Annotated in this window: 22 protein-coding genes; 7 read left to right on the top strand and 15 right to left on the bottom strand. The window is 65.2% G+C overall.

Annotated features, from left to right (window positions below; genetic code table 11):
* Positions 1 to 174: 174 nt before the first annotated feature.
* On the bottom strand, positions 175 to 1,458 hold the full coding sequence (locus JQ507_04235) for an MFS transporter (GenBank protein QRI70746.1): 1,284 nt from the start codon (positions 1,456 to 1,458) through the stop codon (positions 175 to 177).
* 143 nt (positions 1,459 to 1,601) lie between these two features.
* The gene (locus JQ507_04230) at positions 1,602 to 2,987 is read right to left on the bottom strand and encodes a M20 family metallopeptidase (GenBank protein QRI70745.1); all 1,386 of its coding nucleotides are present in this window, start codon (positions 2,985 to 2,987) and stop codon (positions 1,602 to 1,604) included.
* Between the two features lie 245 nt (positions 2,988 to 3,232).
* Here JQ507_04230 and JQ507_04225 point away from each other — a divergent pair, with 245 nt between their 5' ends.
* A complete protein-coding gene (locus JQ507_04225; GenBank protein ID QRI70744.1) occupies positions 3,233 to 4,618 on the top strand; it encodes an LLM class flavin-dependent oxidoreductase in 1,386 nt (461 codons plus the stop codon).
* Between the two features lie 85 nt (positions 4,619 to 4,703).
* Here the strand turns inward: JQ507_04225 and JQ507_04220 are convergent, their stop codons facing one another.
* Positions 4,704 to 6,368 (bottom strand): thiamine pyrophosphate-binding protein, encoded by a 1,665-nt coding sequence (locus JQ507_04220; protein QRI70743.1) that lies wholly within the window; start codon positions 6,366 to 6,368, stop codon positions 4,704 to 4,706.
* Between the two features lie 305 nt (positions 6,369 to 6,673).
* On the opposite strand from JQ507_04220, the gene JQ507_04215 reads away from it, so the two are divergent.
* Positions 6,674 to 8,158: a hypothetical protein gene (locus tag JQ507_04215; GenBank protein ID QRI70742.1), complete on the top strand. Its 1,485-nt coding sequence runs from the start codon at positions 6,674 to 6,676 to the stop codon at positions 8,156 to 8,158.
* Positions 8,159 to 8,270: 112 nt separating this feature from the next.
* Here the strand turns inward: JQ507_04215 and JQ507_04210 are convergent, their stop codons facing one another.
* Both JQ507_04210 and JQ507_04205 read right to left on the bottom strand, forming a co-directional pair.
* A complete protein-coding gene (locus JQ507_04210; GenBank protein ID QRI73171.1) occupies positions 8,271 to 8,741 on the bottom strand; it encodes a GFA family protein in 471 nt (156 codons plus the stop codon).
* 79 nt (positions 8,742 to 8,820) lie between these two features.
* On the bottom strand, positions 8,821 to 9,948 hold the full coding sequence (locus JQ507_04205; GenBank protein ID QRI70741.1) for an alkene reductase: 1,128 nt from the start codon (positions 9,946 to 9,948) through the stop codon (positions 8,821 to 8,823).
* A gap of 100 nt (positions 9,949 to 10,048) precedes the next feature.
* Here JQ507_04205 and JQ507_04200 point away from each other — a divergent pair, with 100 nt between their 5' ends.
* Complete coding sequence (locus tag JQ507_04200; protein ID QRI70740.1) at positions 10,049 to 10,432, top strand: winged helix-turn-helix domain-containing protein; 384 nt, start codon at positions 10,049 to 10,051, stop codon at positions 10,430 to 10,432.
* A gap of 474 nt (positions 10,433 to 10,906) precedes the next feature.
* On the opposite strand, the gene JQ507_04195 is transcribed toward JQ507_04200, so the two are convergent.
* Positions 10,907 to 12,403 carry an aldehyde dehydrogenase family protein gene (locus JQ507_04195; GenBank protein ID QRI70739.1) on the bottom strand — a complete coding sequence of 499 codons (1,497 nt, stop codon included), beginning with the start codon at positions 12,401 to 12,403 and terminating at the stop codon, positions 10,907 to 10,909.
* 192 nt (positions 12,404 to 12,595) lie between these two features.
* On the opposite strand from JQ507_04195, the gene JQ507_04190 reads away from it, so the two are divergent.
* Positions 12,596 to 13,447, top strand: coding sequence for an SDR family NAD(P)-dependent oxidoreductase (locus tag JQ507_04190; protein ID QRI70738.1), 852 nt, complete (start codon positions 12,596 to 12,598; stop codon positions 13,445 to 13,447).
* A gap of 470 nt (positions 13,448 to 13,917) precedes the next feature.
* On the opposite strand, the gene JQ507_04185 is transcribed toward JQ507_04190, so the two are convergent.
* The 8 genes from JQ507_04185 to JQ507_04150 form a co-directional block, all read right to left on the bottom strand.
* Positions 13,918 to 14,124, bottom strand: coding sequence for a hypothetical protein (locus JQ507_04185; protein ID QRI70737.1), 207 nt, complete (start codon positions 14,122 to 14,124; stop codon positions 13,918 to 13,920).
* A gap of 71 nt (positions 14,125 to 14,195) precedes the next feature.
* A complete protein-coding gene (locus JQ507_04180; protein ID QRI70736.1) occupies positions 14,196 to 15,191 on the bottom strand; it encodes a hypothetical protein in 996 nt (331 codons plus the stop codon).
* Entirely contained in the window at positions 15,188 to 16,309 is a 1,122-nt protein-coding gene (locus JQ507_04175) for a GNAT family N-acetyltransferase (GenBank protein ID QRI70735.1), read from the bottom strand. Before JQ507_04175 ends, JQ507_04180 begins: the two co-directional genes overlap by 4 nt.
* Positions 16,306 to 17,505 (bottom strand): hypothetical protein, encoded by a 1,200-nt coding sequence (locus JQ507_04170; protein ID QRI70734.1) that lies wholly within the window; start codon positions 17,503 to 17,505, stop codon positions 16,306 to 16,308. The genes JQ507_04175 and JQ507_04170 overlap by 4 nt, the downstream gene beginning before the upstream one ends.
* Complete coding sequence (locus JQ507_04165; protein QRI70733.1) at positions 17,502 to 18,377, bottom strand: ThiF family adenylyltransferase; 876 nt, start codon at positions 18,375 to 18,377, stop codon at positions 17,502 to 17,504. The genes JQ507_04170 and JQ507_04165 overlap by 4 nt, the downstream gene beginning before the upstream one ends.
* A complete protein-coding gene (locus JQ507_04160) occupies positions 18,374 to 19,429 on the bottom strand; it encodes a hypothetical protein (protein ID QRI70732.1) in 1,056 nt (351 codons plus the stop codon). The genes JQ507_04165 and JQ507_04160 overlap by 4 nt, the downstream gene beginning before the upstream one ends.
* Positions 19,430 to 19,600: 171 nt before the next feature.
* Positions 19,601 to 19,876 carry a hypothetical protein gene (locus JQ507_04155; GenBank protein ID QRI70731.1) on the bottom strand — a complete coding sequence of 92 codons (276 nt, stop codon included), beginning with the start codon at positions 19,874 to 19,876 and terminating at the stop codon, positions 19,601 to 19,603.
* Positions 19,877 to 19,931: 55 nt separating this feature from the next.
* On the bottom strand, positions 19,932 to 20,627 hold the full coding sequence (locus tag JQ507_04150) for a PspA/IM30 family protein (GenBank protein ID QRI70730.1): 696 nt from the start codon (positions 20,625 to 20,627) through the stop codon (positions 19,932 to 19,934).
* Between the two features lie 112 nt (positions 20,628 to 20,739).
* Here JQ507_04150 and JQ507_04145 point away from each other — a divergent pair, with 112 nt between their 5' ends.
* The 3 genes from JQ507_04145 (at position 20,740) to JQ507_04135 (ending at position 23,235) form a co-directional block, all read left to right on the top strand.
* A complete protein-coding gene (locus tag JQ507_04145) occupies positions 20,740 to 21,348 on the top strand; it encodes a TetR/AcrR family transcriptional regulator (protein ID QRI70729.1) in 609 nt (202 codons plus the stop codon).
* Positions 21,349 to 21,594: 246 nt separating this feature from the next.
* Complete coding sequence (locus JQ507_04140) at positions 21,595 to 22,728, top strand: acyl-CoA desaturase (protein QRI73170.1); 1,134 nt, start codon at positions 21,595 to 21,597, stop codon at positions 22,726 to 22,728.
* Between the two features lie 222 nt (positions 22,729 to 22,950).
* Positions 22,951 to 23,235 carry a hypothetical protein gene (locus JQ507_04135; protein ID QRI70728.1) on the top strand — a complete coding sequence of 95 codons (285 nt, stop codon included), beginning with the start codon at positions 22,951 to 22,953 and terminating at the stop codon, positions 23,233 to 23,235.
* A gap of 71 nt (positions 23,236 to 23,306) precedes the next feature.
* Here JQ507_04135 and JQ507_04130 read toward each other — a convergent pair whose 3' ends face one another.
* Positions 23,307 to 24,131 carry a molybdenum storage protein subunit alpha gene (locus tag JQ507_04130; GenBank protein ID QRI70727.1) on the bottom strand — a complete coding sequence of 275 codons (825 nt, stop codon included), beginning with the start codon at positions 24,129 to 24,131 and terminating at the stop codon, positions 23,307 to 23,309.
* Between the last annotated feature and the right edge of the window lie 4 nt (positions 24,132 to 24,135).

Below are 24,135 nucleotides of genomic sequence, written 5' to 3'. Positions count from 1 at the left end.
CCTTGCCTTCAATTCCGATTCCGGACCGGGCATGAAGAGATACGCCTGGCGGACATCATCCTAGAACGGATGATGTGCAGCGGACACCGTATACTTTCGTCAGATGAAACTTTGATATCGACTATCTACGCTGCTTTGCAGCAAGCGAGATTATTGAATTTCGTTTCACGAAAATCATGCGAGCCGCATCCTTCTGATTGTGAAGAGGGCAGCAAGGCTGAGGATGCAGACCGCGGTGAGATAATAGCCCGGCGCAAGTTCGCCGATCAGTGCAAAGCTTCCCATCCAGGTCATGATCGCCGGCCCCATGCCGCCGAACATGGTGACGCCGATATTGTAGCTGAGACCGAGGCCGGTCGCGCGCGTCGCCGGCGGAAACAGTTCCGACATCAGCGCGGCCAGCGGCCCGTAATATAGCGACTTGAGGACGCCGAGCCAGAGCACGCCGAGCAGGATGATCGTCGGCGTCGGCTTGCCCGTGAGCAGCAGGAAGGCCGGGAAGATCGAGACCAACAGCAGCAGCGCGAACAGGATCATGTGCGTGGTGCGTCCGATCTTGTCGGAGACGAAGCCCGCGATCGGCGCCAGCAGCGCGACCGCGGTCTGCGCGACGAGCGCCGCCATGAAGCCGACGGTCGGCGGCAGGTTCAGTGTCTTCACCACATAGGTCGGCATGTAGACGATCAAATAATTCACCGCGGTCGACACCGCGAGCGCACCGATCGCAAGGATGGTGGCGAGCTTCTGCTGCCTGAACACCTCCGCGACAGGCGATTCCTGCTTCGTGGCAGGCGGCGGGGTCGCATCGTCGACATGGTTGCGGATATAGATCCCGACCGGGCCGATCAGCACGCCGAACAGGAACGGCAGCCGCCAGCCCCAGGATTGCAGATCCTCCGGGCTCATCAGCGAAGTCAGAAGTGCACCGAAGCCCGCGCCGAGCAGGCCGCTGACGCCCTGGCTCGCGAACTGCCAGCTCGCGACAAAACCGCGGCGCTCGGGCATGTGCTCGACCAGGAGTGCGGTCGAGGAGCCGAACTCGCCTCCCGCGGAAAAGCCCTGCACCAGCCGCGCCAGCATCACCGCGATCGGCGCCAGGATGCCGATCGTCTCGAAGGTCGGCATCAGCGCCAGCACCAGCGTGCCGAACGTCATCAGCACGATCGACAGCATCAGCGAGGCCTTGCGGCCGTGGCGGTCAGCATAGGCGCCGAGCACGACGCCGCCGATCGGGCGGATCAGGAACGACAGGCCGAAGCTGCCGAAGGTCAAAAGCAGCGAGGTGGTCGGATCATTGGCTGGGAAGAACGCCTTGGAGAGGTAGACCGCGAAATAGGCATAGACCGCGATGTCGTACCATTCGAGCGCGTTGCCGACCGAGGTTGCGACGATCAGGCGGGTGATGTTCTTTTTGGTGGTAGCGTTGGCTTCGGAGGTGATCGGCGTCGATAGAGTCATCTAGATTCCTTGGCCGTGTCAGGCACTACTCTCCGAGCGGGTCACGGCCGGGTTCGTCCCGCTCATCCAAGTCTTCCCCGTCACCCCCGCGCAACGGCTTAGCCTTTGCGCGGGGATGACGGAGAAAATGCGCGCGCTGCACTTCAACCCTTGAGCGGCGCCTCGCCGAGATCCCAGAACAGGCCGGCCATGATGGTCAGCGCCTCCTCGGTCACCGGCAGCAGGATGTGCTCGTCGGGCGCGTGCTGCGAACAGCCCGGATAGGAATGCGGCACCCAGATCGTCGGCAGGCCGAGGCCTTCGGAGAACACGTCGTTCGGCAGCGAGCCGCCGAAGTTCGGCAGCACCGCCGGCGCCTTGCCGGTGGTGGCGCGGATCGAGTTCGCCGCCCAGTCGATCCATGGGCTGTCCATGTCGGTGCGCGAGGCGCCGAAACGCTGCGCGCCCGACACCTCGACCATCGGAAAGCCGTTCTTGTGCAGATAGTCGCGCACCCCGTCGATCACTTCGAGATATTTGGTGCCGACCACGAAGCGGAGTTGCAGCACCGCGTTCGCCCTGCCGGGGATCGCGTTGGCGGGTTTCTCGATATTGCCCGCCGACATCGCCAGCACTTCGAGCGTGTTCCAGGCATAGAGCCGCTCGGCGGCGGTCAGGCCCTCCTCGCCCCAATCCTCCGCCAGTTGAGGTTCGTCCGCCGTCGGCTTGATCTCGACGTCGGCGAGCGCGGCGCGGACGCGGTTTGAGATCGGCGGCGGTTTGAGGATGTCGAGCTTCATGCGGCCCTTGCCGTCGACCAGGCTTGCGATCGCGTTCGCCAGGATCGTCGCAGGATTGGCCAGCACGCCGCCCCAATTTCCGGAATGATTGCCGCCCTCGCGCAGATTGACATCGAGATGGATGCGGTTGCCGCCGCGGCAGCCGAGGAAGATGGTGGGACGTTCCACCGACAGCCGTGGCCCGTCGGAGGCAATGAACAGATCGGCCTTCAACTCCTCGCGATGCGCCTCGCAGACTTCGCGCAGGTCGGGCGAGCCGATCTCCTCGCCGGTCTCGATGATGAACTTGGCGTTGAAGCCGAGCTTGCCGCCGCGCGCCTGCTTCACCGCGCGAAGGGCGGCCATGTTGATCGAATGCTGGCCCTTGTTGTCGGCGGTGCCGCGGCCGTAGGCGCGATCGCCCTTGACCGTGATCTGCCAGGGATTGAGCCCGTCGCGCCACTCGCCGACCATACCGTCGACGACGTCGCCGTGGCCGTAGGTCAGCACGGTCGGCCGCGCGGCATCTTCCTGGTAGTCGGCGATCAGATAGGGTCCGCGACCGGTCGGCGACTCGATCAGCCTGGTCTTGAAATCGAGCTCGGCGAAGGCCGGCTGCAAATTCTCCACCAGATAGGCGCGCAACGCGTCGGCCTTGTCGGCATTCAGGCTCTCGGTCTGGTAGCCGACCCTGCGGTCCAGCTCCTTCAGGAACTGTCCCGATTGAAAATGCTCTCGCACGTTCGCGATTGCGTCTTCCCGTGTCGCCATGATTGTTCCTTCGTCCGGTCGCGGCTTGAGATGATTTCTTGGCATGATCCCGTCGGATCGCTGCGTCGCACATCCGGATCATGCTTCTGGAGGCCGGCAACCTATCGGGATCGGCCCGCCACCGGAAGGGTGTGAATCGCGAAGGGCCCTTGCCAAAACGTGGGAAGTCGCACCAATTTGACGCGGGACGCCCAACCGGGCAGCAATCGAAGCGGCGCTCAAGGTTTCGACCAAGGTTTTCGACAATGACAAAACAGATCCGGCTCAACGCCTTTGCCATGAACTGTGTGGCGCATCAGTCGCCGGGGCTGTGGACCCATCCGCGCGACCGCACCAAGGACTACAACAAGCTGTCCTACTGGACCGACCTCGCGAAGACGCTGGAGCGTGGACGGTTCGACGGGCTGTTCCTCGCCGATGTGCTCGGCGTCTATGACGTCTATGCCGGCAATCCGGATGCGGCGCTGCGCAACGCGGCGCAAACCCCGGCCAACGAGCCGTTGATGCTGATCCCGGCGATGGCCGCGGTGACCGAAAATCTCGGCTTCGGCGTCACCAGCAATCTCTCCTTCGAGCCGCCCTACCCGTTCGCGCGACGGATGTCGACGCTCGACCACCTGACCAATGGCCGGGTCGGCTGGAACGTGGTGACCGGCTATCTCGATTCGGCGGCGCGCGGCGCCGGCAAGGACAAGCAGACCGCGCATGACGACCGCTACGAGCTCGCCGACGAATATATGGAGCTGGTCTACAAGCTCTGGGAAGGCAGCTGGGAGGACGACGCCGCGATCCGCGACGTCGCGCGCGGCATCTTCACCGATCCGTCGAAGGTGCACCGTGTGCAGCACGAGGGCGCCAACTACCGGCTCAACGCGATCCATCTGTCGGAGCCGTCGCCGCAGCGCACGCCGGTGCTCTACCAGGCCGGCACCTCGCCGCGCGGCCGGCAATTCGCCGCCGAGCACGCCGAATGCGTGTTCATGTCGGGCCCGTCGGCGAAGGTGATCGGCCCGCGGGTCTCGGCGATCCGCGAGCTCGCGGCAGCGAAGGGCCGCAATGCCGCCGAGATCCTGATGTTCTCGATGATGTGCATCGTGGTGGCGCCGACCGAGGCCGAAGCCAAGGCGAAGTATGCGGAGTACCGCAGCCATATCAGCCATGAGGGCGCGCTGGCGTTGATGTCGGGCTGGACCGGGGTCGACTTCTCGACCTACTCACTCGACCAGGAAGTCCGTCACGTGCAGAACGATGCCGGCCGCTCCGCGATGGACAATGTCACCCGCGCCGATCCCGACCGGGTCTGGACCGTGCGCGAGGTCGCCGAGCATGTCGGCATCGGCGGCGCCGGCCCCGTGGTGGTCGGCACGCCGGAGCAGGTCACCGACAAGATCGAGCAATGGTTCGAGGACACCGACGTCGACGGCCTCAACGTCGCCTTCGCGATCTCGCCCGGCGATTTCGAGGATATCGCCGACATGCTGGTGCCGGAGCTCGTCAAGCGCGGCCGCTACAAGCGGGAATACGCCAAAGGCACCTTGCGCGAGAAGCTGTTCGGCGCGGGACGTGCGAAGCTCGACGACGCGCATCCGGCGAGCCGGTATCGCGTGAAGCGGGGTGCTGCGGCGGAGTAGAGGATGCTCTTTCTTCCGTCATCCTGAGGAGCGCGCTCTTGCGCGCTCTACAAGATGACGGTGAGAGAGCCAGCGTGCGGCTCCTTCAATTCACGGAATTGCTGACCACCACTTCAATCAACTTGGCACCGGGCCTCGCGAACGCCGACTTCAGCGTGCCCTTCAGCTCCTGCGGATCGGTGACCTTGATCGCCTCGAGCCCGAGCGAGCGCGCAAGCGCCGTGAAATCGACCGGCGGGTCGATGAAGTCCATGCCGACATAATTGTCATCGCCATGGAAAGCGAGCAGGCGCTGCTTGATGATGCGGTAGCCGCCATTGTTGACGATGACGAAGTTGAGCGGCAGCTTGTGGTTGGCCGCGGTCCACAACGACTGGATCGAATACATCGACGAGCCGTCGCCGGAATAGCACACCACCGGGCGCGTCGGATTGGCGAGGCTGACGCCGACCGCGGCCGGCAGGCCCCAGCCGATGCCGCCGGAAGCCAGCGCGTGATAACCGTAGCCGTCGCGATGCGGCCGCAAGCCGATGATCTGGCGCGACGAGGTGAGGCCCTCATCGACCAGGATCGCATTGTCGGGCATCGCTTCCACGACCTGCAGCGCCAGCCAGTCCGGGTCGATCGGCGAAGTCTGGCTCGCCTTCGAGATCTGCTCGACCAGCGCCTTGCGCTTCGCCGCCCAATTCTTCGGTGCGAGCGCCGCGAGCCCCTGCTTCGCGCGCGTCTCCAGCGCGCTTCCGCCGGTCTCCTTCAATGCTGGCACCAGCGCGCGCAGCGTCTCCTTGACGTCGGCTTTGACCGCGATCTCGGCGCCATAGTTGCGGGCGAGATCGCTGTCGACCAGCCCGACCTGCACGATCGAGAGCCCGTCCGGCAGCGGATCGACCTCGCTGTAGACCGACATCCGCAAGGGATCGCCGCCGAGCGCGATCAGCAGATCATGCGGCGCCAGCACGTCACGCGCGACCTTCTGCAGCCGCGCGATCGCGCCCATGAAGCTCGGGCTCTCCGACAGGAAATGCGAACCATAAGGCGTCGACGATTGCCACGCCGGGCAGCCTAGCGTCTCGGCGAGATCGGCGGCCTCGCGCAGCGCGTCGCTCTTGACGATCTCGTCGCCGACGACGATCACCGGACGCTCCGCCTTGAGGATGCGCGCGGCGAGCGCCTTCAGCGATTCCTCCGACGGGCGGACCCTGGTGTCGACCCGGGTGGAGCGGCCGAGCTCGATGCCGGCCTCGGCGTTGAGGATGTCGCCCGGCAGCGAGATGAACACCGGCCCGGTCGGCGGCGTGGTCGCGATCTTGGCGGCGCGGCGCACGATGCGCGGCAAGTCCTCGAGCCGCGTCACCTCGACCGCCCATTTCACCAGCGGCGTCGCCATCTGCACCAGCGGGCCATAGAGCACCGGCTCGGTCAGGCCATGGCCCTGCTCCTGCTGGCCCGCGGTGAGGATCAGCGGCGTGCCGGTGAAGCTCGCATTGTAGAGCGAGCCCATCGCATTGCCGAGGCCGGGCGCGACATGGACGTTGCAGGCGACCAGCTTGCCGGAGGCGCGGCTGAAGCCGTCGGCCATCGCAACCACCAGGCTCTCCTGCATCGCCATCACATAGGTGAGATCGGGATGGTCCTTCAGCGCATGCATGATCGGCAGTTCGGTGGTGCCGGGATTGCCGAACAGATGGGTGACGCCTTCATCCTTCAGCAATGCCAGGAATGCCGAGCGGCCGGTGATGCGATTCTTCATGTTCCCTCCACGCCTGCCAGCACGTTGGCCAACGGCACCGGATGAGATGATCAAACTTGCGCTTTGGGAGCAATCGAGCCGCCGGTCATGGCCGCATTCCGCAGGCGCGCGCCTGGCGTTGACCATGCCGGCACGATGGTGAGCGCAAGTTCCAGGAAACTCCCTCGGCGGGCAGCATCGAATTGCGCCGCCGAGATTAACGCTACTTTAGCGAGAGTGTCCTAAAGCGGCGGTTGTTTGTATCCGCCAGGCAGGCCGAAAGCACGCAGGGCCCGCAGGCCCCGCTTCGATCGCAGGACTGATTCATGGACGCGCTGACGGCTTGGAACGGCACCAGGCTTGAGAGAGGACCAGGAACGATCAAGCTCGCGAAGCCGGGAATCTATCTCTTCGTGATCGCGTTCTCATCGGTGTACTACCTGGCAAACGCGCCGCTTCTGCTCGGTCACCTCGACCTGGGATGGCACCTCGCGGCGGGAGACCTGATCAGAGAACGCGGCAGCATCCCGTTCCAGGATCCGTGGTCATTCACGCTCGGCGACAGACAATGGTATAATCTCTCCTGGCTCTGGGACGTGATCGCCAGCGTCGTGTTTCAATACACGGGATATACCGGCCTCACATTGTCGATCGTTGCGTGTGGCGCTGTCATCGCCGGATATCTCACATCGATCTGCCTCGGCAGCGGCGCCTCGGCGCTCGCGGTCGGCATTTCCGTTCTGGCCGCCTGCCTGCTTTACCCGGCTTTTGCGACAGCCCCGAACTCCTATCTCTCGGCGTCGCCAAACACGCCCACCATGGTGTTCTGCGTCATCTTCTACGCAGAGTGCTTGAAGCGAACCCGATGGTTCCTGCTGCCCGTGATGATGGTGCTTTGGGCCAATCTGCATGGCGGCTTCATGCTCGGGCTGCTGCTCATTGGTTTTTTTGGCGCAGTGTCCGTGCTCAAGCGAGACTGGGCTGGCCTCAGGATCTACAGTTTTGCGGTCGCCGGTTGCCTCGTCGCGGTCCTCATCAATCCGCTTGGCTGGCATATCTATGACGGCGTCGCGACCACGCTCGGCCACTTTGCGCAGGCGCATATCACCGAGTGGTGGTCTTACGCTGACAACTTCACCATGCCGGGGAGCATTCCCGGCATCGTCTATATCGCCATCTTCGTCGCGTTCGAGCTCCGCCACCCCACGGCTTCGAGCGTTCCTCTGGAGTCGCGGCTGCTGGCTTGGCTGTTCCTGCTCCTGGGATTCTGTCAATACAGATACATGTCGTTCTTCTTCATGTTCGCGGCGGTGCCGCTGGCGCTGCATTTGGATCGGCTGCTGCCCAAGCAGCTGAACGAGCTCAAGGTGCAAACCTCGTTGCTGGTGGCCGGGATCGTTGGAATGTGCGCGCTGCCGCTGACGCTGATCCATGTCAAACCGGCGCTCGCGCTTCCGCAGCTGCTGTCAGAGCAGGATGCGCGCTATCTGCAGACGCATTTTCCGCATGCACGGCTTCTGAACCACTGGAACGTCGGCGGACTCCTGATCTTCTACACGCGCGGTACGGTGCCCGTGTTCATCGATGGCCGTTCAGCCACTGCCTATCCCGATGAACTGCTGCGCGACTATTTCAGCCTGATCAAATGGGAGATCGACGAGCCCGCCTGGGATGCCGTCCTCGACAAATACAAGATCGACACGGTGCTCTGGGTGAAGGCGCACGAACCCCTGAAGAGGTTCCTCGTGGACAAGCGAGGATGGACCGAGGAATACGCCGGAACGGATGAGGTCATCTACGTGAAGCACTGACAACGCCCGCGTTTCCGTGCAGCCGTCCTGTCCGGAAGCTGACGAGCGCAGTTCGCGTTCTTTTGTGCATGATCTTTTCGGAAAACCGCTTCGCACTTTTCCGGATCATGCATCAGAACATCCCCTCGCGCTCACTGCGCTTCTTCTTTTTCGACCGCTGCCAGACCACGCCCGGATAGCCCTTCAGCGGCACCAGCGGCTCGCCGGTGTAGGCCCACTCCTGCAACTCCTCGATCGCGATGTGGTAGAGCGGCTGCCGGCCGGTGCGCCCCGAGAACAGCGCGCGCGGGATGTTGACCATGTGCGGCGACCGCGCGCGTTCGTAGCAAATCGGCGTGCCGCAATTGGCGCAGAAACTGCGCGCGGTCTTGCTCTTCGCATCCTCGTAGCGCGACAGCTCGCTTTCGCCCTGCGTGATGCGGAAGCGCTTCTTCCAGCTGCCGACATAGGTCGCATAAACCGCGCCATGCGCACGGCGGCTGGCGGCGGTGTGGTCGTGCCAGGCCCAGCGCGCCGGCACGTCGATCTCGAACCGGACCTTGCCGCACAGGCATTGACCGACCGCAGGCTTCGCCAGCGCCACCGGCTTGGGCTTCTTGGTCGGCTCGAACTCGTCGTCCGGAAACATCTCGGCGCTCCATCCGGGCTACGAAATGACGAAGTTACGCCTGCGCCAGCTCGTCGTGCACGGGATAATCCGTGTAGCCCTTCTCCTCGCCGGCGTAGAAGGTGGCGCGGTTGTACTTGGTCAGCGGATAGCCGCGCTGCAAACGGCGCGGCAGGTCCGGGTTGGAGATGAAGTAGCGGCCGAACGCGATCGCATCGGCATGGCCCTCGGCAAGTGCGCGCTCTGCGCTGTCGCCGACGAAATTGCCGGCCGTGATCAGCACCCCGCTCCACATCGGCCGGTACAGCACCATCGCCGACGGCACATCCTTCCAATCGACATCGGCACGGCCGGTGCCCGAGGCGCGCGGCTCGATGAAATGCAGATAGGCGAGCCCGAACTTGTCCAGCGCCTTGATGGCGTGGCTGTAGAGCGGCATCGGATCGGCCTCGCCGCTACCATTGGCGATGCCGTAGGGCGACAGCCGGACGCCGACGCGGTTGGCGCCCCAAACCTCGGTCACCGCCTGCGTCACCTCCAGCAGGAAGCGGACGCGGTTCTCGATCGAGCCGCCATACTGATCGGTCCGCACATTGCTCTTCGATTGCAGGAACTGCTCGATCAGATAGCCGTTGGCGCCGTGGATCTCGACGCCGTCGAAGCCGGCGGCGAGCGCGTTCTTCGCGCCCTGCCTGTAAGCCTCGACCATCAGCGCGACCTCGGCGGTCTCCAGCGCCCGCGGCGTCTCGTACTCGACCACCTTGCCGTCCGCCGTCATGCACTTGAACTCGGCGGGGATCGCAACCGCCGACGGCGCCACCGGCAGCGCACCGTCAGGCTGGAACGAGGAGTGCGAGACGCGGCCGACGTGCCAGAGCTGCAGGAAGATCAAGCCGCCCTTGGCGTGCACCGCATCGACCACCTCGCGCCAGCCCGCGATCTGGGCCTCGCTGTAGATGCCGGGGACGCCGGGATTGCCGAAGCCGGTGGCGACCACCGGCGAGGCTTCCGCGATCAGCAGGCCGCCTTCTGTCGCGCGCTGCGCGTAATATTCCGCGTTCATCGGCCGCGGCGCCAGACTCGGCCGCGCCGCCCGCATCCGCGTCAGCGGCGCCATCACGACACGGTGCTTCAGCTCGTAGGGACCGACCTTGAGCGGTGAAAACAGCGACGAAGAAGTCATGCCTACCCCAATTAATCTTATGTCATTGCCCGTTATCTAACGGGTTCATCTTGTTCATGAAAGGAGGTAGTGGCAATCTGTTGCCGAGAGAAGGTCTCCCATGTCGAAATCGAGCGCCTCATCGCTCCCCTCCCTCAGCGTCCGCATCGACCTCGATGCCGAGGACCGGATCGGGCCGGGCAAGATCCTGCTGCTGGAACACATCAGAGAATGCGGCTCGATCTCAGCCGCCGGCCGCGCCATGGACATGAGCTACAAGCGCGCCTGGGACCTGGTCGACGAGATCAATCGCATCTGCCGGCAGGCGGCGGTGGAGCGGCAGACCGGCGGCAAGAACGGCGGTGGCGCGGTGCTGACCCCGTTCGGCCTCTCCCTGGTGGCGCGCTACCGCAAGATCGAACGCGACGCGGCGAGTGCCGTGCGCAAGGAGCTCGAGGCGCTGCGCAGCGACATCGGCAAGCCGAAGAAGGCCGTAGGGCGGTGAGTGCACCGGCGGTCAACGCAGGGACCCGCTTTCGAAAATATCGAAAACAACCCCATGCAAAGGAGCCGGTGGCGGCCGGCGCTCGACAACGCAACTTGACACGTCGGGCAACTCAGGGGTATATTTCTAATATTCCGAAATTATGTGCCCTCGCCGGGTGCCCCCACAGGCGACAAGGTTCATCGCATTTCGCGGCAATGCCATCGCGGCCATCCTTCGGAACGCCCGCCTTCGGCAGGCTCCCCGGGATGAGGGGCTTGCTCAGTGTCATCACCCGCGCATGCGCATGCGGGTGATCCAGTATTCCAGAGACGTCTGCGCTTGAATCGAGGAGCCGCGGCGTACTGGATCGCCCGGTCCCGTCTTCGCCAAGGCTTCGACGAGGCCACGGACCTCGGCGCGCCGAAGCTTTAGCGGAGGCGGCAAGCCGGGCGATGACAGCGGTGAGCGAGGATATGCGCCTTGTTTCAGGCGCTAGCCCGTCTTGATCCAGACCGCCTTGACGTTGAGATATTCCTCGACGTGCTGCTTGCCGGACTCGCGGCCGTAGCCGCTCATCTTGTAGCCGCCGAACGGCACCGCCGGATCCATCGCCTGGTAGCAATTGACCCAGACCGAGCCGGCGCGCAGCGCCTTCGCGACCTGGTGCGCCTTGCTGACATTGGTGGTCCAGACGCCGGAGCCGAGGCCGAAGGTGGTGGCGTTGGCGCGCTTGATCAGCTCGTCCGGATCCTTGAACGAGATCGCCGAGATCACCGGGCCGAAGATCTCTTCCTGCGCGATGCGCATGTTGTCCTGCACATTGGCAAACACCGTCGGCTGCACGAAATAGCCCTTCGAGAGCGCGCCCTCGGTGAGGCGGCCGCCGCCGGCAAGTGCCGTGGCGCCCTCCTTCTGTCCGATGTCGAGATAGCCGGAGACGCGGTCCATCTGCTGCTGCGACACCAGCGGCCCGATCTGGGTGTTGGGATCGAGGCCGTTGCCGACCTGCAGCTTCTTGCCGAACTCGGCGACGCGGCCGACGAATTCGTCATAGACCTTCTGCTCGACGAACAGGCGCGTGCCGGCGCTGCAGATCTGCCCCGAATTGGCGAACACGGCCATCGCGGCTCCCGGCACCGCCGCATCGAGATCGGCGTCGGCGAACACGATGTCCGGCGACTTGCCGCCGAGCTCAAGCGAAACCCGCTTGAGGTTACCGGCCGAGGCACGGATGATCGACTGCCCCGTGACGTGCGAGCCGGTGAAGGCGACCTTGTCGACATCGGGATGCGATGCCAGCGCGGCGCCCGCGGTCTCGCCATAGCCCGGCACGACGTTGACGACCCCGGGTGGAATGCCGGCCTCCATGCAGAGCTCGCCGATGCGCAGCGAGGTCAGCGGCGATTCCTCCGCCGGCTTCAGCACCACGGTGCAGCCGGTCGCGATCGCCGGGCCGATCTTCCAGATCGAGGCAGTCAGCGGACCGTTCCAGGGGATGATGGCGCCGACCACGCCGATCGGCTCCTTCAGCGTGTAGGAGAAGATCTCGCCGGGCAGCGAGTTCTCGATGGTCTCGCCGTGGATTGCGGTGGCCTGGCCTGCGTAATAGCGCAGCATGCCGAGCGAGCGCAGCCGGTTGCCGCGGGTGCGGCTGATCGGCGCGCCCATGTCGAGCGTGTCGAGCTGGGACAGTTCCTCGAAATTGGCTTCGACCAGCTCGGCGAGCTTGAGCAGCATGTTCTGCCGCTCGAACGGCTTCACCTTGCTCCACGGCCCTTCGAAGGCGCGCCGCGCCGCCGCAACCGCGCGGTTGATGTCCTCGGCGTCGCCCTCGGCGACGGTCGCGAGCAATTCACCGGTGGCGGGGTTGTGGGTTTCGAATTTCTTGCCGGAGGCGGCGTCGACCCATTTGCCGTCGATCAGCATCTTCTTGTAGGAGCCGTCGGCATAAGGATGGCGCGTGATCGGAACTGCCTGCGAAACAGCCATGTTTGCACTCCCTGTCAAATTGTCGGCTGAGGTGTTTTGGAAGCGTTATATCCCGAATTCTACAGCGCGGCCGCGAAACCGTAAAGCGAGGCGAGCGTTGTCGAGGGTGGCGCGCATGAAAACCTCCCATGCGCCTGCCTGCATGGTACGATGATTTAGAACCTCAGCCACATATGTGTCCGGAGACCGACGATGCCGCACCCCGTGATATCAGCCAATCATGTTGCCGTGATCACCGGAGGGGCATCCGGCATCGGGCTTGCTGCCGCACTGCGATTTGCGGAGGCCGGCATGAAGGTCTGCATCGCCGATCTCGGCGACGACAGGCTGAAGGCGGCCGCGGCAAAACTGTCATCTGCGGCGCCGGGCGGCGCGGCCGACATCATGACGGCGGCGGTCGACGTCAGCCGCGCGGACGCGGTTGCGGAGCTCGAAGCCGGCGTCGCGAAAAGGTTCGGCGGCACCGACATCCTGATGAACAATGCCGGCATCCAGCCCGGCAGCGCGATGTTCGGACCCGCGGACAATTGGCAGCGCATCCTCGGCGTCAACCTGTGGGGCGTGATCAACGGCACCCAGGCCTTCGTGCCCAACATGATCAAGCGCGGCCGGCCGGGGCTGATCATCAACACCGGCTCCAAGCAGGGCATCACCACGCCGCCGGGCGATCCCGCCTACAACGTCTCCAAGGCCGGCGTGAAGGCGTTCACCGAGGCGCTGCAGCACGAGCTGCGCAACACCGACGGCTGCAAGCTGACGGCGCATCTGTTGATCCCGGGCTTCGTCTTCACCGGTCTGACTGCGCGCGGCCGCACCGAGAAGCCGGCCGGCGCCTGGACCGCGGAGCAGACCGTCGATTTCATGATCGAGCGGCTCGAGGCCGGCGATTTCTACATCCTCTGCCCCGACAACGATGTGCCGCGCGCGCTCGACGAACGCCGCATCCTGTGGGCCGCCGGCGACATCGTCGAGAACCGCCCGCCGCTGTCGCGCTGGCACAAGGATTACGGCGACGCGTTCGCAGCTTTCGCGAAAGGGGAGTAGGAAGAGAATCTTAGGATGGGTGGAGCGCAGCGAAACCCATCACCTCTCCTGCGGTCCGCTATTTGATGGGGATCGCTGCGCTCCACCCATCCTTGCACACTTGATGCTCTCGTCATTCCGGGGCGCGCGCAGCGCGAGCCCGGAATCCATCGGGCCGCAGGCTTTGTGGCACGATGGATTCCGGGCTCAGCCCTTCGGGCTGCCCCGGAATGACGACGATGGATGAATCTGCGGGGGACGTCACCGCGTCCGGATTAATTCGCCCGCACGCGGACCGGCGTCTCGGGCTGCGCCACCAGCGCCTCACCGAGTTCGTTCTGCTGAGCGCGGCGAGATGATGGGTATCGCTGCGCTCCACCCATCCTACGCGGCGCGTCATTGCGAGCGGAGCGAAGCAATCCATGCTGCAGCGTGCACGGAACGATGGATTGCTTCGTCGCTCCGCTCCTCGCAATGACGACGGAAGCGTCCTACAGCGTTTCCTGCTTGTGGTCGCAGTTCTTGCAGGTGAACTTGACGCGGGTCTGACCCTTCTCCGCCTGCACCCGGTTCGGCGCGCCGCACTTGCCGCAGACCGCCTCGATCCGGGTCGTGCCCTGCTTGATGACCAGGTTCCGTTTTTCCATGGTCTCGCGGATCAGGCGTTCCGCTTCCTCGCGCAACGATTGCTTCGACATCATCCCACCGGTCATTGGTTTGCGGGCCGCCTCTTAGCACGGCCGCGTGAAGCTTTGACAGGGGGTACCGATCAGACGATCAAGCGATCCACCGGCATCCGGTAATGCCGCGGATTCAGCAGTTTTTCCGGCCGGCCGACGCGGAATACGTTGACGAGGCGCAGGTCGGCACCGACCTTGCCGAGCTTGCGCAGCCGCTCGTTGAAGTCGGGATGATCTGCCAGCGCCGAAATCGGGCATGCCGCGAGCCCGGCGCGGTCAATCTCCAGCCAGCTGCGATAGAAATGCCGCCCCGTCGTGAGTGGATCCTCACCGACCGGACGACAGAACAGGACGATCGCCGATGCCGAGGCGGTCTTGGCGCGGTCGGCAAGCAACGATGCGGCGAGGCCGAGACGATCGAGCGGCCTGAACAGGCTGCCGAGCACGAAGCGGGCAGCCGTGGCCTCGACCGCGTTCATGGCGAGCACGTCGCGATTGAGTCCGTCGAGCTGATAGTGCGGATGACCGGGCGACAGCCGCATCCACCCGAGCAGCTCGGCCCGGTAGTCGTCGCCGTGGATAAAGGAGAATTCGGCCTGGTCGGCCCAACCGGCGATCTCCGTGATTGTCTGGCGATGGCAGATGCAGATCGAATCGTCACGCGCGACGGCAAGCTGCACCAGCGGCGCAGGATCATCCGCCGACTTCGTGAATTTGCCGCGCCACGACATCCGGTGCGCCACATGGCCGGCCAATGGATCGGGCGCGACACCTTGCCTGATCGCAAAACTGCAGAGCAGGGCATATTGCGGCGACAGCGGCTGCTCGATGGTGGTCATGGCCGTGATCGCAAGGCCGCGGCGGTTGAGGGCGAGGCTCATGCCCTCCAGTGCCGCGCCGTGCGAGACCAGCACATCGTGTCCCGCGGGGTCGGCGACCGGCGCGCGGACGCCGGTGTCGTCGACCAGCGCCAGCCGTCCGTCGCCGAGCAAGCGCCAGCGCGTCGGCTGGATATTGTGGACGCTCGGCGCCAGCCGCGCCTCCGCGACCAGCTCACGCAGCAGATCGGGCGTCAGTTCGCTCATGCCGCAGCCAGCCGCTTGGTGAACAGGTGCAGCCGGTGCAGCGGCCGGGCGCCGGCCTTCTCGACCTGGCGCAGCGACGGAGCATTGATGTCCGCGATCCAGGTGCCGCCGAGCGTGCGGTAGCCGGCCTGCTGCAACGCCAGCGCGGTGCGGTAGAGCATCGCGCCATTGAGGCCGCGATTGTGCAGGTCACGACAGACCGACTGATAGATCAGCACCGCGCGGGTGTTCATCATGCGATGCTGCACGAATTTGAACGGCGCGGTCAGCCCGATGCGGCCGCCGATCGCCTTGATCAGCGGATTGAGGTCGGGGATCGCAATGATCGCGCCGGCGGGACGGCCGCGGTGATAGACCACGGTCGAAATCCGCTTGTCGATGATCCACATCATGTCGCCGGCCTGGAACAGATATTCCGCCGCGGTCGGCGGCACGAACATCGGGTTGTCGGCAAAGCCGTCATTGAGGATCAGCCGCGCATCCTCCAGCCGCACCTTGAAGGCGGAACGCTTGATCGGCTGCCAGACGAAATCCGGATCGGCCAGCACCGCACGCTGCTTGTCGCCGAGCAGCTGCTCCGGCTTGCCGCCATCGAGTGCGATCTCGAACGTCGTCATCGGGAAGGTCGCGGAGTAACCGGCGCGTTCGAGGTGCTGCGCGATATGCGGCGGCGACCACATCATGTCGGTGAACGGCGCATGGTCGAAGCCGTCGGTCACGACGCCGATCTGCTGCATCGCCGTCAGATTGAAATTGCCGGCAATCCGGCTCATGCCGCGCGCCGACAGCCATTGCTCGGCCGCGCGCAGCAGCGCATCGGCCACTTCGACGTCGTCGATGCAGTCGAAGAAGCCGAACGCGCCGTGACGGGTGCCGTGCTTGCGGTTTGAGGCGTCGTGGATCGAGGCGGCGATGCGGCCGACCGGTTTTCCGTCGCGATGCGCTGAAAAAAGCGCATAGCGGCCATGGCCCTCGGTGACGAACGGGTTTTTCGCGGCATCGAACATCCGGTCGAAATCGCTCCACAGCGGCGGCACGTAGAGACTGTCGGGCCCATAGGCATTGAGCGCGGCGTCGAAGGCCGCTTTGCGGTCGCCCTCGCGGATCTCTGTTGTCATTTGGCCTCCGGGGTCAGCGCCAGCAGCCGCCGCACCAGCGCCAGCGCGGTTTCGGTGGCGGGATCGGCCGCGGTCACCGGCACGGCGAGCACGATCAGGTCGAGCGGATCATGCCCGAGCACGATGACGTGGGAGGCGTTGTTGGCCGAGATCAGCGACACGATGCGCTCGGCGGCCGGGTCGGTCGACACCAATCCCCACGGCGCTTCGGACGAGCGCAGCACGCGCCGCGCCGACAGGAAGTCGCGCAGCAGCGGCGGATCGTAGGGCCCGAGCTCGTCTTCACGGAAGCGCCGCGCGCTTTCGAAGATCGGATGCCGCGCGAGCTCAGCGATCAGCTGCTCGCGGGTCTGCGCCGGCGACGCCGCGACCGAGTTGAGCACGCCCGGCTCCTGGGATTCGAACAGTGCCCGCAGCGCGTCCGTCATCAGGCCGATGGTCAGGACGCCGGCGATCGCGACCGCGACGAACCGGACCATCTGGGCGGCATCGACATCAGGCGCCATGAAGCTGGCAGCGAGACCGAGCAGGCCCGAAGAGATCAGCCGCAGCGCCATCATGGCAAGGCCATGCCGGCGCGTCTCGGCGCCGCCGCCAGCAATCAGCATCACGGTGACCGTGAGCAGTGCCCCCAGCGCGCCGAGCCGCACCGGGATGTCCGGAAACAGCGTGCGGAAATCGGTGAGGATGAACGGGATCACCACCAGCGCGCCGACCGCCATGCGGCCGATGCTGCGGTTCTCGGAGGCCATCAGCGCGGCGCGGTCGCGCGTCGCCAGCAGCAGTGCACAGGTGGCGAAGCCTGCGAGCTGGAACAGCGCCAGCGTGATCGCATAGGGCATCACGAAGCGCTGCAGCCCGAACGTGCCGCCGAGCCCGAGCAGGATGCCGCCGGCGAGCGCCGCGATCTTGACCGGGCGCGGCGCGTGCCGCCGCAGGATGCCCTCGGTGACGATCAGCGCGCCGAGCGGGATCAGCGCGGCCGGGATCACCGAGAGGCGATCGAGCACGAAGCTTCCGCTCCACCACGCAAGACCACGGTCGAGGAACAGGGTCGCGATCACGCCGAGCGCGAGCAGCAGGCGGCGGGTCAGCGGGCTCCTCGGATCGCGCCGATAGAACGTCATCATCGCCACCGCGACGCCGATGGCGCCGCAGAGATTGACGATGGAATCGGCGATCACCCCGGAGGTCATGCGACGCCCGTCAATTGAACGATCGCGCGCCGCACCAGCGGACGCATCAGGGCCGCGACCAGCGCGTTGCGCGGCTTCTCGATCGCCGGCCGGTGCGGATTGAGGAACCAGCCGCGGCAATCGGTGCCGGAGCTGCGGCCGAGGATCAGCGCGACAGCCTCATAGGCCATCAGCATGCCGGTCGAGATCACCATCGGCGCGAACGACATCCGGCTGCGGCGGCCGGCCGCGACCTCGCCGGCGATCGCGAGGTCGACATAGTTGCGCGACGAGGAATGCAGCATCACGTGCTCGATCTCGGCACGCATCGCGGCGCGGCGGTCGTCGTCGGTGATGTCAGTCCAGTCCTTGCCGAGCGTGGGAAAGCCGAGGCGCTGCTCGGGCCGCGGATCGCGCGGGCGCACCACGATCACCGACGGCAGCGGCGACATATAGGCGTCGATCACGGTTGCCTCGGCGTGCTTGGCGGTCCGGTACAGATGCACGCCGGCGGCGATGTCGTCCATGCCGTTGACGATGACCGGGCAGCGTTCGGCGATCCCGGCGAGCTCGCTGGTCCAGTTCTCGCCGAGCACCTCGATCTCGATGGTCGGGTTGATGCGTTTGGCGGCTTCCGCGGCAACCGCCGCCTTTTCGCGGCCGACCTCGTCGGCGAAGGCGAACACCTGGCGGTTGAGGTTGGAGACCTCGAAGCGGTCGATGTCGGCGATCACGAACCGGCCGACGCCGGCGCGCGCCAGCGCCATGAAGGCCGCGCCGCCCATGCCGCCGACGCCGCAGACGAACACCCGCGCCTGGCGCAACAGCTGCTGCTCGTGCTCGTCGATGAAGCCGATGTTGCGGCCGGTGAAGGAGTAATAGTCGAAGTTCATCGCACCGCCCCGCTGTCCTGCCGGCGCGGCCGCAGCGTGCCGAAGGCGCGGCTGTCGTCCAGCCAGTACACCACCGGCAACACCAGCCGTTGCAGCGCCAGCATCGCGGACGCCGCGAGCAATGCCGGCAGCGAGCCCGAGGGCACCTCGCTCATGATGTAACGGCGCGCGCCGGCCAGATCGACGCGGCCGAGCTGCAGCACGTCATCGCCGCGGCCGTAATCCAGCTCGCGCTCACAGAACTCGTTGTAGACGGCATTGCGATGCTTCGGTGCGATCTCGAAGGTTTTCTTCAGCGCATCCGAGCCGCCGGTATAGGCATTGGTGATGACCGAGCGCGCCTCGTCGAAGCCGGCCTCCTCGCCGACACCGAACACCGCGCGATGCCGGGCCATGATGCCCCGCGCGAGCTGCAGATGCGCAAAGCTCTGCCGGGCGCCCGGCAGCGGCGACGGGAATACATCCGAGAAGGTGTCGCTGACCATGCCGACCACCGCCGGCACCTGGGTGACGTTGGAGATCCATTTCGGCCGCAAGCCGTCGCGGGCGAACAGCACCAGCGCGGTCAGGCCATAAAGCACCCAGGACAGCCCCTGCCCGCGCACATCGGGATCGACCATGACGAGGCCGAGATGGGTCACTTCAACGGGCTCGCCGTCGAGCGGCACGTCCATCACCGACAGCGCATTGAAGGCGATCGGCCGGCCGGTGTCTTCCTCGGAGATCAAAGTGACGACAGCGCGCGACAGCCGCTCGGGCTCGCCGGAGAAGATGCCGTAGGTCAGGCTCTCCTCGGGCAGCGTCTTGGCGGCGACGATGCGCAGCTGCCCGACCAGCGCGTCGAGTTCGTCCTTGGGCAGCGACAGGCCGGGGGATTCGACGATCCGGGTGCGCTGGCCGGCCTGGGTGCGCAAGGTGAGATCGATGGTCGGCTGCGACAGTGCCTTCAGCCAGAAGCCGGCATGGTTGCGCAGGCCGTCGAAGGCCGCGCGCACCTTGGCAAAGCCCGAGCTGCCGCGCGAAGCCGGCGTAGGATTGTCGGTGGACGCCATTTCTCTCTGTCCCTCGGGCGCGATCTCTGCACTCGCCCCTGTTAAGGAGCCATGAGCGCAACCTGACGCTGCTCGCCGCAGGGTAAACAAGGCCTTCCGGAAACGGAACAAGTTGGTCCGAACAACGAAAGCGGCGGGTGCAAGACACCCGCCGCTTCGCATGCCTCCAGCTCACGCCGCCTTGGAGACTTCCATCAGCAGGCGCTCGGCCTTGGCATCCTCGATGCGGTTGACGAACTTGCCGCTCTCGTAATTGTCGCGGATCGTCTTGGTCAGCGTGACGCAGGTCTGCACCAGCATCACGATGCCCATCGTGAGATAGCCCTTCATCCAGAGGTCGATCGGCAGGAAGAACACGCCGACGGCGACGAGGAAGGCGGAAGCCGCGAAGGATGCGTAGGTGAAGGTCACCCAGCCGCTGCTGTGGGGTTGGATCGTCTGGTTCATGGTGGTCTCCTTGATCTTGCGAGGTTTGATGTTGGTTCAGTTGCAGGCGAGAGGTTCAGGCGGCGGGCGGGCGCTTGGCCTTGAGCCGCGCCAGCACGTCGTCGGCCGTCGATTTCATGCGTGGGCCAAAACCCTGCTCCGCGAGCTTCTCGGCGACGACGACCGGTCCCGAGGCGGTATCGATCTCGAACAGCGCGTCGTCGGCCGCCTGGATCTCGATCTGCCGCTCGCGCAGCCGCTTCAGCGTCGCTTCCGCTTCCGGCAGCGTTGATTCGTAGGGCCGCGCCGCCTCGATGCCGCTCCGGCGCAGCGAACGCACCGCCTCGGACGCGCGGGCGAGGCGCCGGCCGCGATCAAGCTCGGCAATGCGCGCCTCGGCATTGGCGACGTGGCGCTTCAGCCGGGTGATCTCGGTGGCGAACAGCGTGCGCGCGGTCATCGCGGCATCGCGTTCGGCTTCGAGGTTGGCGATCGCCTGCGCGGCTTCGCGCGCGAGGTCTTCCCGGCCGCCCTCGAGCGCCGCCGATGCGCGCACCTCGAGATCGGCGATCCGGGTGTTGGTGGCGTCGAGCCGGCGGCCCTCCTGCGCGTCGCCGGCGATCGCGAGGGCCAGCGTCCGCTTCGAGCGGTCGACGGCGGCGGCGGCATCACGCATCTGCTGGTCGAGGACGACCAGCGCGGTCCGGTCTTGCAGTTCCTCTTCCGCTGCCGCCACGCTGCCGCGGAAAATTGTCAAAACGGTTTTGAACATTTGGTCGCTCCCTGTTATGAGCATCGCTCATGAATCTCTTGTACCATATAATGAGCATTGCTCAAGTATTATTTGAGCGACGCTCAAGGTTGCGGTTAACGACGGGTGAAACATGTCCAAGGCATTGGAACGACGAGCAAAACTACGCGAAGCGCTGATCGAGGCGGCGGAACGGGCAATTGCGGCAAAGGGCCTCGGCGGCCTGAAAACCCGCGAACTGGCCCAGGAAATCGGTGTCGCCAATGGCGGCGTCTACAATCTGGTCGAGGATGTCGACGAGCTGATCCTGCGCGTCGGCTCACGCACGCTGGCCCGGCTGGATGCCTCATTGTCGCTGGCGGAGATCGGCGGAGCGGCGGCGCCGCGCGAGATGCTGGTGCGGATCGCGGTCGCCTATTGCGACTTCGCCGCCGACAATCTCGAACTGTGGCGAGCGCTGTTCGAGCATCGCATGCAGCCCGGCAAGCCGGTGCCGGAATGGGCGATCACCGAGCAGATGGAATTGTTCCGCCACATCTACAAGCCGCTCGCAGCACTGTTTCCGCAGCGCTCGCCGGCGCAGCTCGGCGTCACCGCACGCAGCCTGTTCTCCGCCGTGCACGGCATGGTCGCGCTCGGGCTGGAGCACAAATTGATCGCCGTGCCGATCGACCAGCTGCGCAGCGAGATCGCGACACTGACGCGCGCGATGGTCGACGGACTGACGGCGAAGAAGGAGTAGCGCCGGTGTCCCCATCCAGCGGAAAATCTGCGCGCGGCATGAGCTGCGGCAATCGGCGCCATGCTGCTTTGACGACCGATAGACTAGCAGAGCCTCTGGTTTCGCGACCCCGCGACTTGTCTACCGGCTGTGGGGTTCTACCTATTACAGCGCGCAAAGGCCGCCCTGCCCGGCGGCCCGCGCATCGAAGCAACTGAGGTCACGCGCGTGTCCACCAATATCGATCCAGACCAGCACGACGACATCATGTACCCGCAGGTCCTGCCGTTTGTGTTGGTCCACGCGGGGTGTCTGGCGGCGATCTGGACCGGCGTCTCATGGCAGGCGATCGCAATTTGCGTCGCGCTGTACTGGCTGCGCATGTTTGCGATCACCGCCGGCTATCATCGCTACTTCTCGCATCGGGCTTACGCGACGAGCCGGACGTTTCAATTCATCCTGGCATTCCTTGCCCAAAGCAGCGCCCAGAAAAGCGTGCTTTGGTGGGCCGCGAAACATCGGCATCACCATCTTCATTCGGATACCGAGCACGATGTGCATTCACCCCGGCATAAGGGCTTCGTGTACAGTCATGTCGGCTGGATCTTCTATCGACAGCATGATGCAACGGATCTGACGAAAGTTTCGGATTTTGCCGTCTATCCGGAGTTGATGTGGCTGCACAGGCTGGAGGTCTTGCCGGCGATCGTGGTCGCAGCCCTGTGCTTCCTGATTGCCGGATGGCCGGGACTGGTGGTCGGTTTCTTCTGGAGCACGGTGCTGGTGTATCACGCGACGTTTTGCATCAACTCGCTTGCGCATGCTCACGGACGCAAGCGCTATGTGACGGGCGACGACTCCCGCAACAATTGGCTGCTGGCCCTGTTCACGATGGGCGAGGGCTGGCACAACAATCATCACGCCTACCAGAGCAGTGCGCGGCAAGGCTTCCGGTGGTGGGAGATCGATGCGACCTATTATGTCCTGGTGGCGTTGTCCTGGCTCGGCATCGTCCGGGAGCTGAAGGCGCCGCCCGCGCAGGTGCTCCGCAACGAGCAGCGCCTGGGATCGCGCGTGGTCAAGCGAACGGCCGAACAGCTCGCCAGCCGCTTCAATCCCGAATACATCGCGCAGGCCATCAGAACGTCGGTGCACGAAACCGGATTGTCGGTGCGGGAGGCGCTTGCTCTGTTGCAGCACCGTGCCGACCTGCATCTGCCCAGCGTCCCGACGCGAGAGCGGTTGCTGGCGGAAGCCCAGGCGATGTTCGCCAAGACGAGTTCGCTGGACGACATCGTCGACCGCGCACATGAGCTGCTGGTGGAATCGGTTTGCCTGCTCCTGGCGGTCCCCCCGGCGCTGGCCGGCGCAAGGTCGAAACCTCAAGCGAGCCAGCGGTAGCGTCTTGCGACACAACAAGCCTCGAAGCATTTCAACACATGCCGCTCGGGTGCGGCGAAGCCCTTGCCTGCCCTGCTCCCGCGTTGCAGGATTCAAGCGCCGAAAACCTTCAGCAGTGGGCCTTGCATGAAACCGTGTATCGTGGTCGCCGCAGTGGCGCTCATCCTTGCAGTATCAAGAGTCACGCCGGCCTCCGCCGCGCAGCTCATACCGGAATGCTCGATGTCGGCGACATTGGCGGATTGGGGCGAAAACTCGACCGGCGATATCGATATCGCCTCAGGCGAAAGCTGCCAGATCCCGATCGGGATCCGCGGCACGGTGACGGATTCGTCGATCTCGCAGAAGCCGGCCTATGGCAAATTGAAGAAGATCAACGCGACGACCTTCGAGTACCGGGCGAAAGCCAAGTACAAGGGCAATGACAGCTTTGCCATCAAGGCGACGGGTCAAGGGCCGAAGGCCTCCGGCACCTCCGTCATCACCGTGCACGCCACGATCAAGTAATCGCTCTGGCGGCATTCGACTCCCTCGCCCCATTCTTACAGGGAGAGGTGAAGCAGAGTCTGCGGCTCGTGTTACGCCGGCCGCGCGCCGGTGCGGATGATTGAGCCGATATGCTGGCCGCGCAGCGCCGCGGTGAGCCGGCCGGGAACCAGACCATTGATGACCTGCACGCGCTCGATGTGCCTGGCATTGGCCATCACCTCGAGCAGCGCGGGATCGAACGGCAGCGTGCCCTTCAGCCTGGCGAGATCGGCGAAGCTCGTCTCACGCAGCAGCTCGGCCTTCTTGCCCTCGGGACCATTGGGATCGTCGGTGTAGACGCCGTCGACATCCTCGACGATCGTCAGCCCGGCGGCGCCGAGCGCATCAGCGAGCAGGAACGCGCCGGTGTCGGCGCGGTGCAACGGGATGCGCGAGTTCGGAAACTCGTGATGGTGATAGGGCGGGAACGCGCTGCCGACCACCGCGCGCGACGCGGAGAGGTGGATCGCAAGCTGGCTCGCGATGGTCGGATGCTCGATATAGGACACGCCGTCCGGCGCGAGCAAGCAGCCGAGGATATGGCCGTTCTGCCCGGCCTCGCTCGCCGCGAGCGGCTGGAGCGAGCCGACCGGCAGTCCGAGGTCGAGGCCGACGCTGTAGAGATGGCGGGCGCGGATGCCGGCGCCGGTCAGGATCAGCATGCGGTGCTCGGGCAGCAGTGCGCGCAGCTCACCGACGATCGGCAGGATCGCCTCATGGCCGCGATCCATGATGGAGCGGCCGCCGATCTTGATCACCTGCAGCCACGGCAGCAGCGGAATCGAACGTCCGCCGGCGACGGGACGGGTGAGATCGCCGTCGAGCAGGGTCTGGCGCGCGAGCGGCGAAGCGACGTGCTTGATGGTGTCATCCATGGTC

It is taken from the genome of Bradyrhizobium sp. PSBB068 (assembly GCA_016839165.1).
Lineage (GTDB): Bacteria > Pseudomonadota > Alphaproteobacteria > Rhizobiales > Xanthobacteraceae > Bradyrhizobium.
Note: the sequence above shows the minus strand (reverse complement) of the source record. Positions and strands in the feature narration are given on the sequence as shown.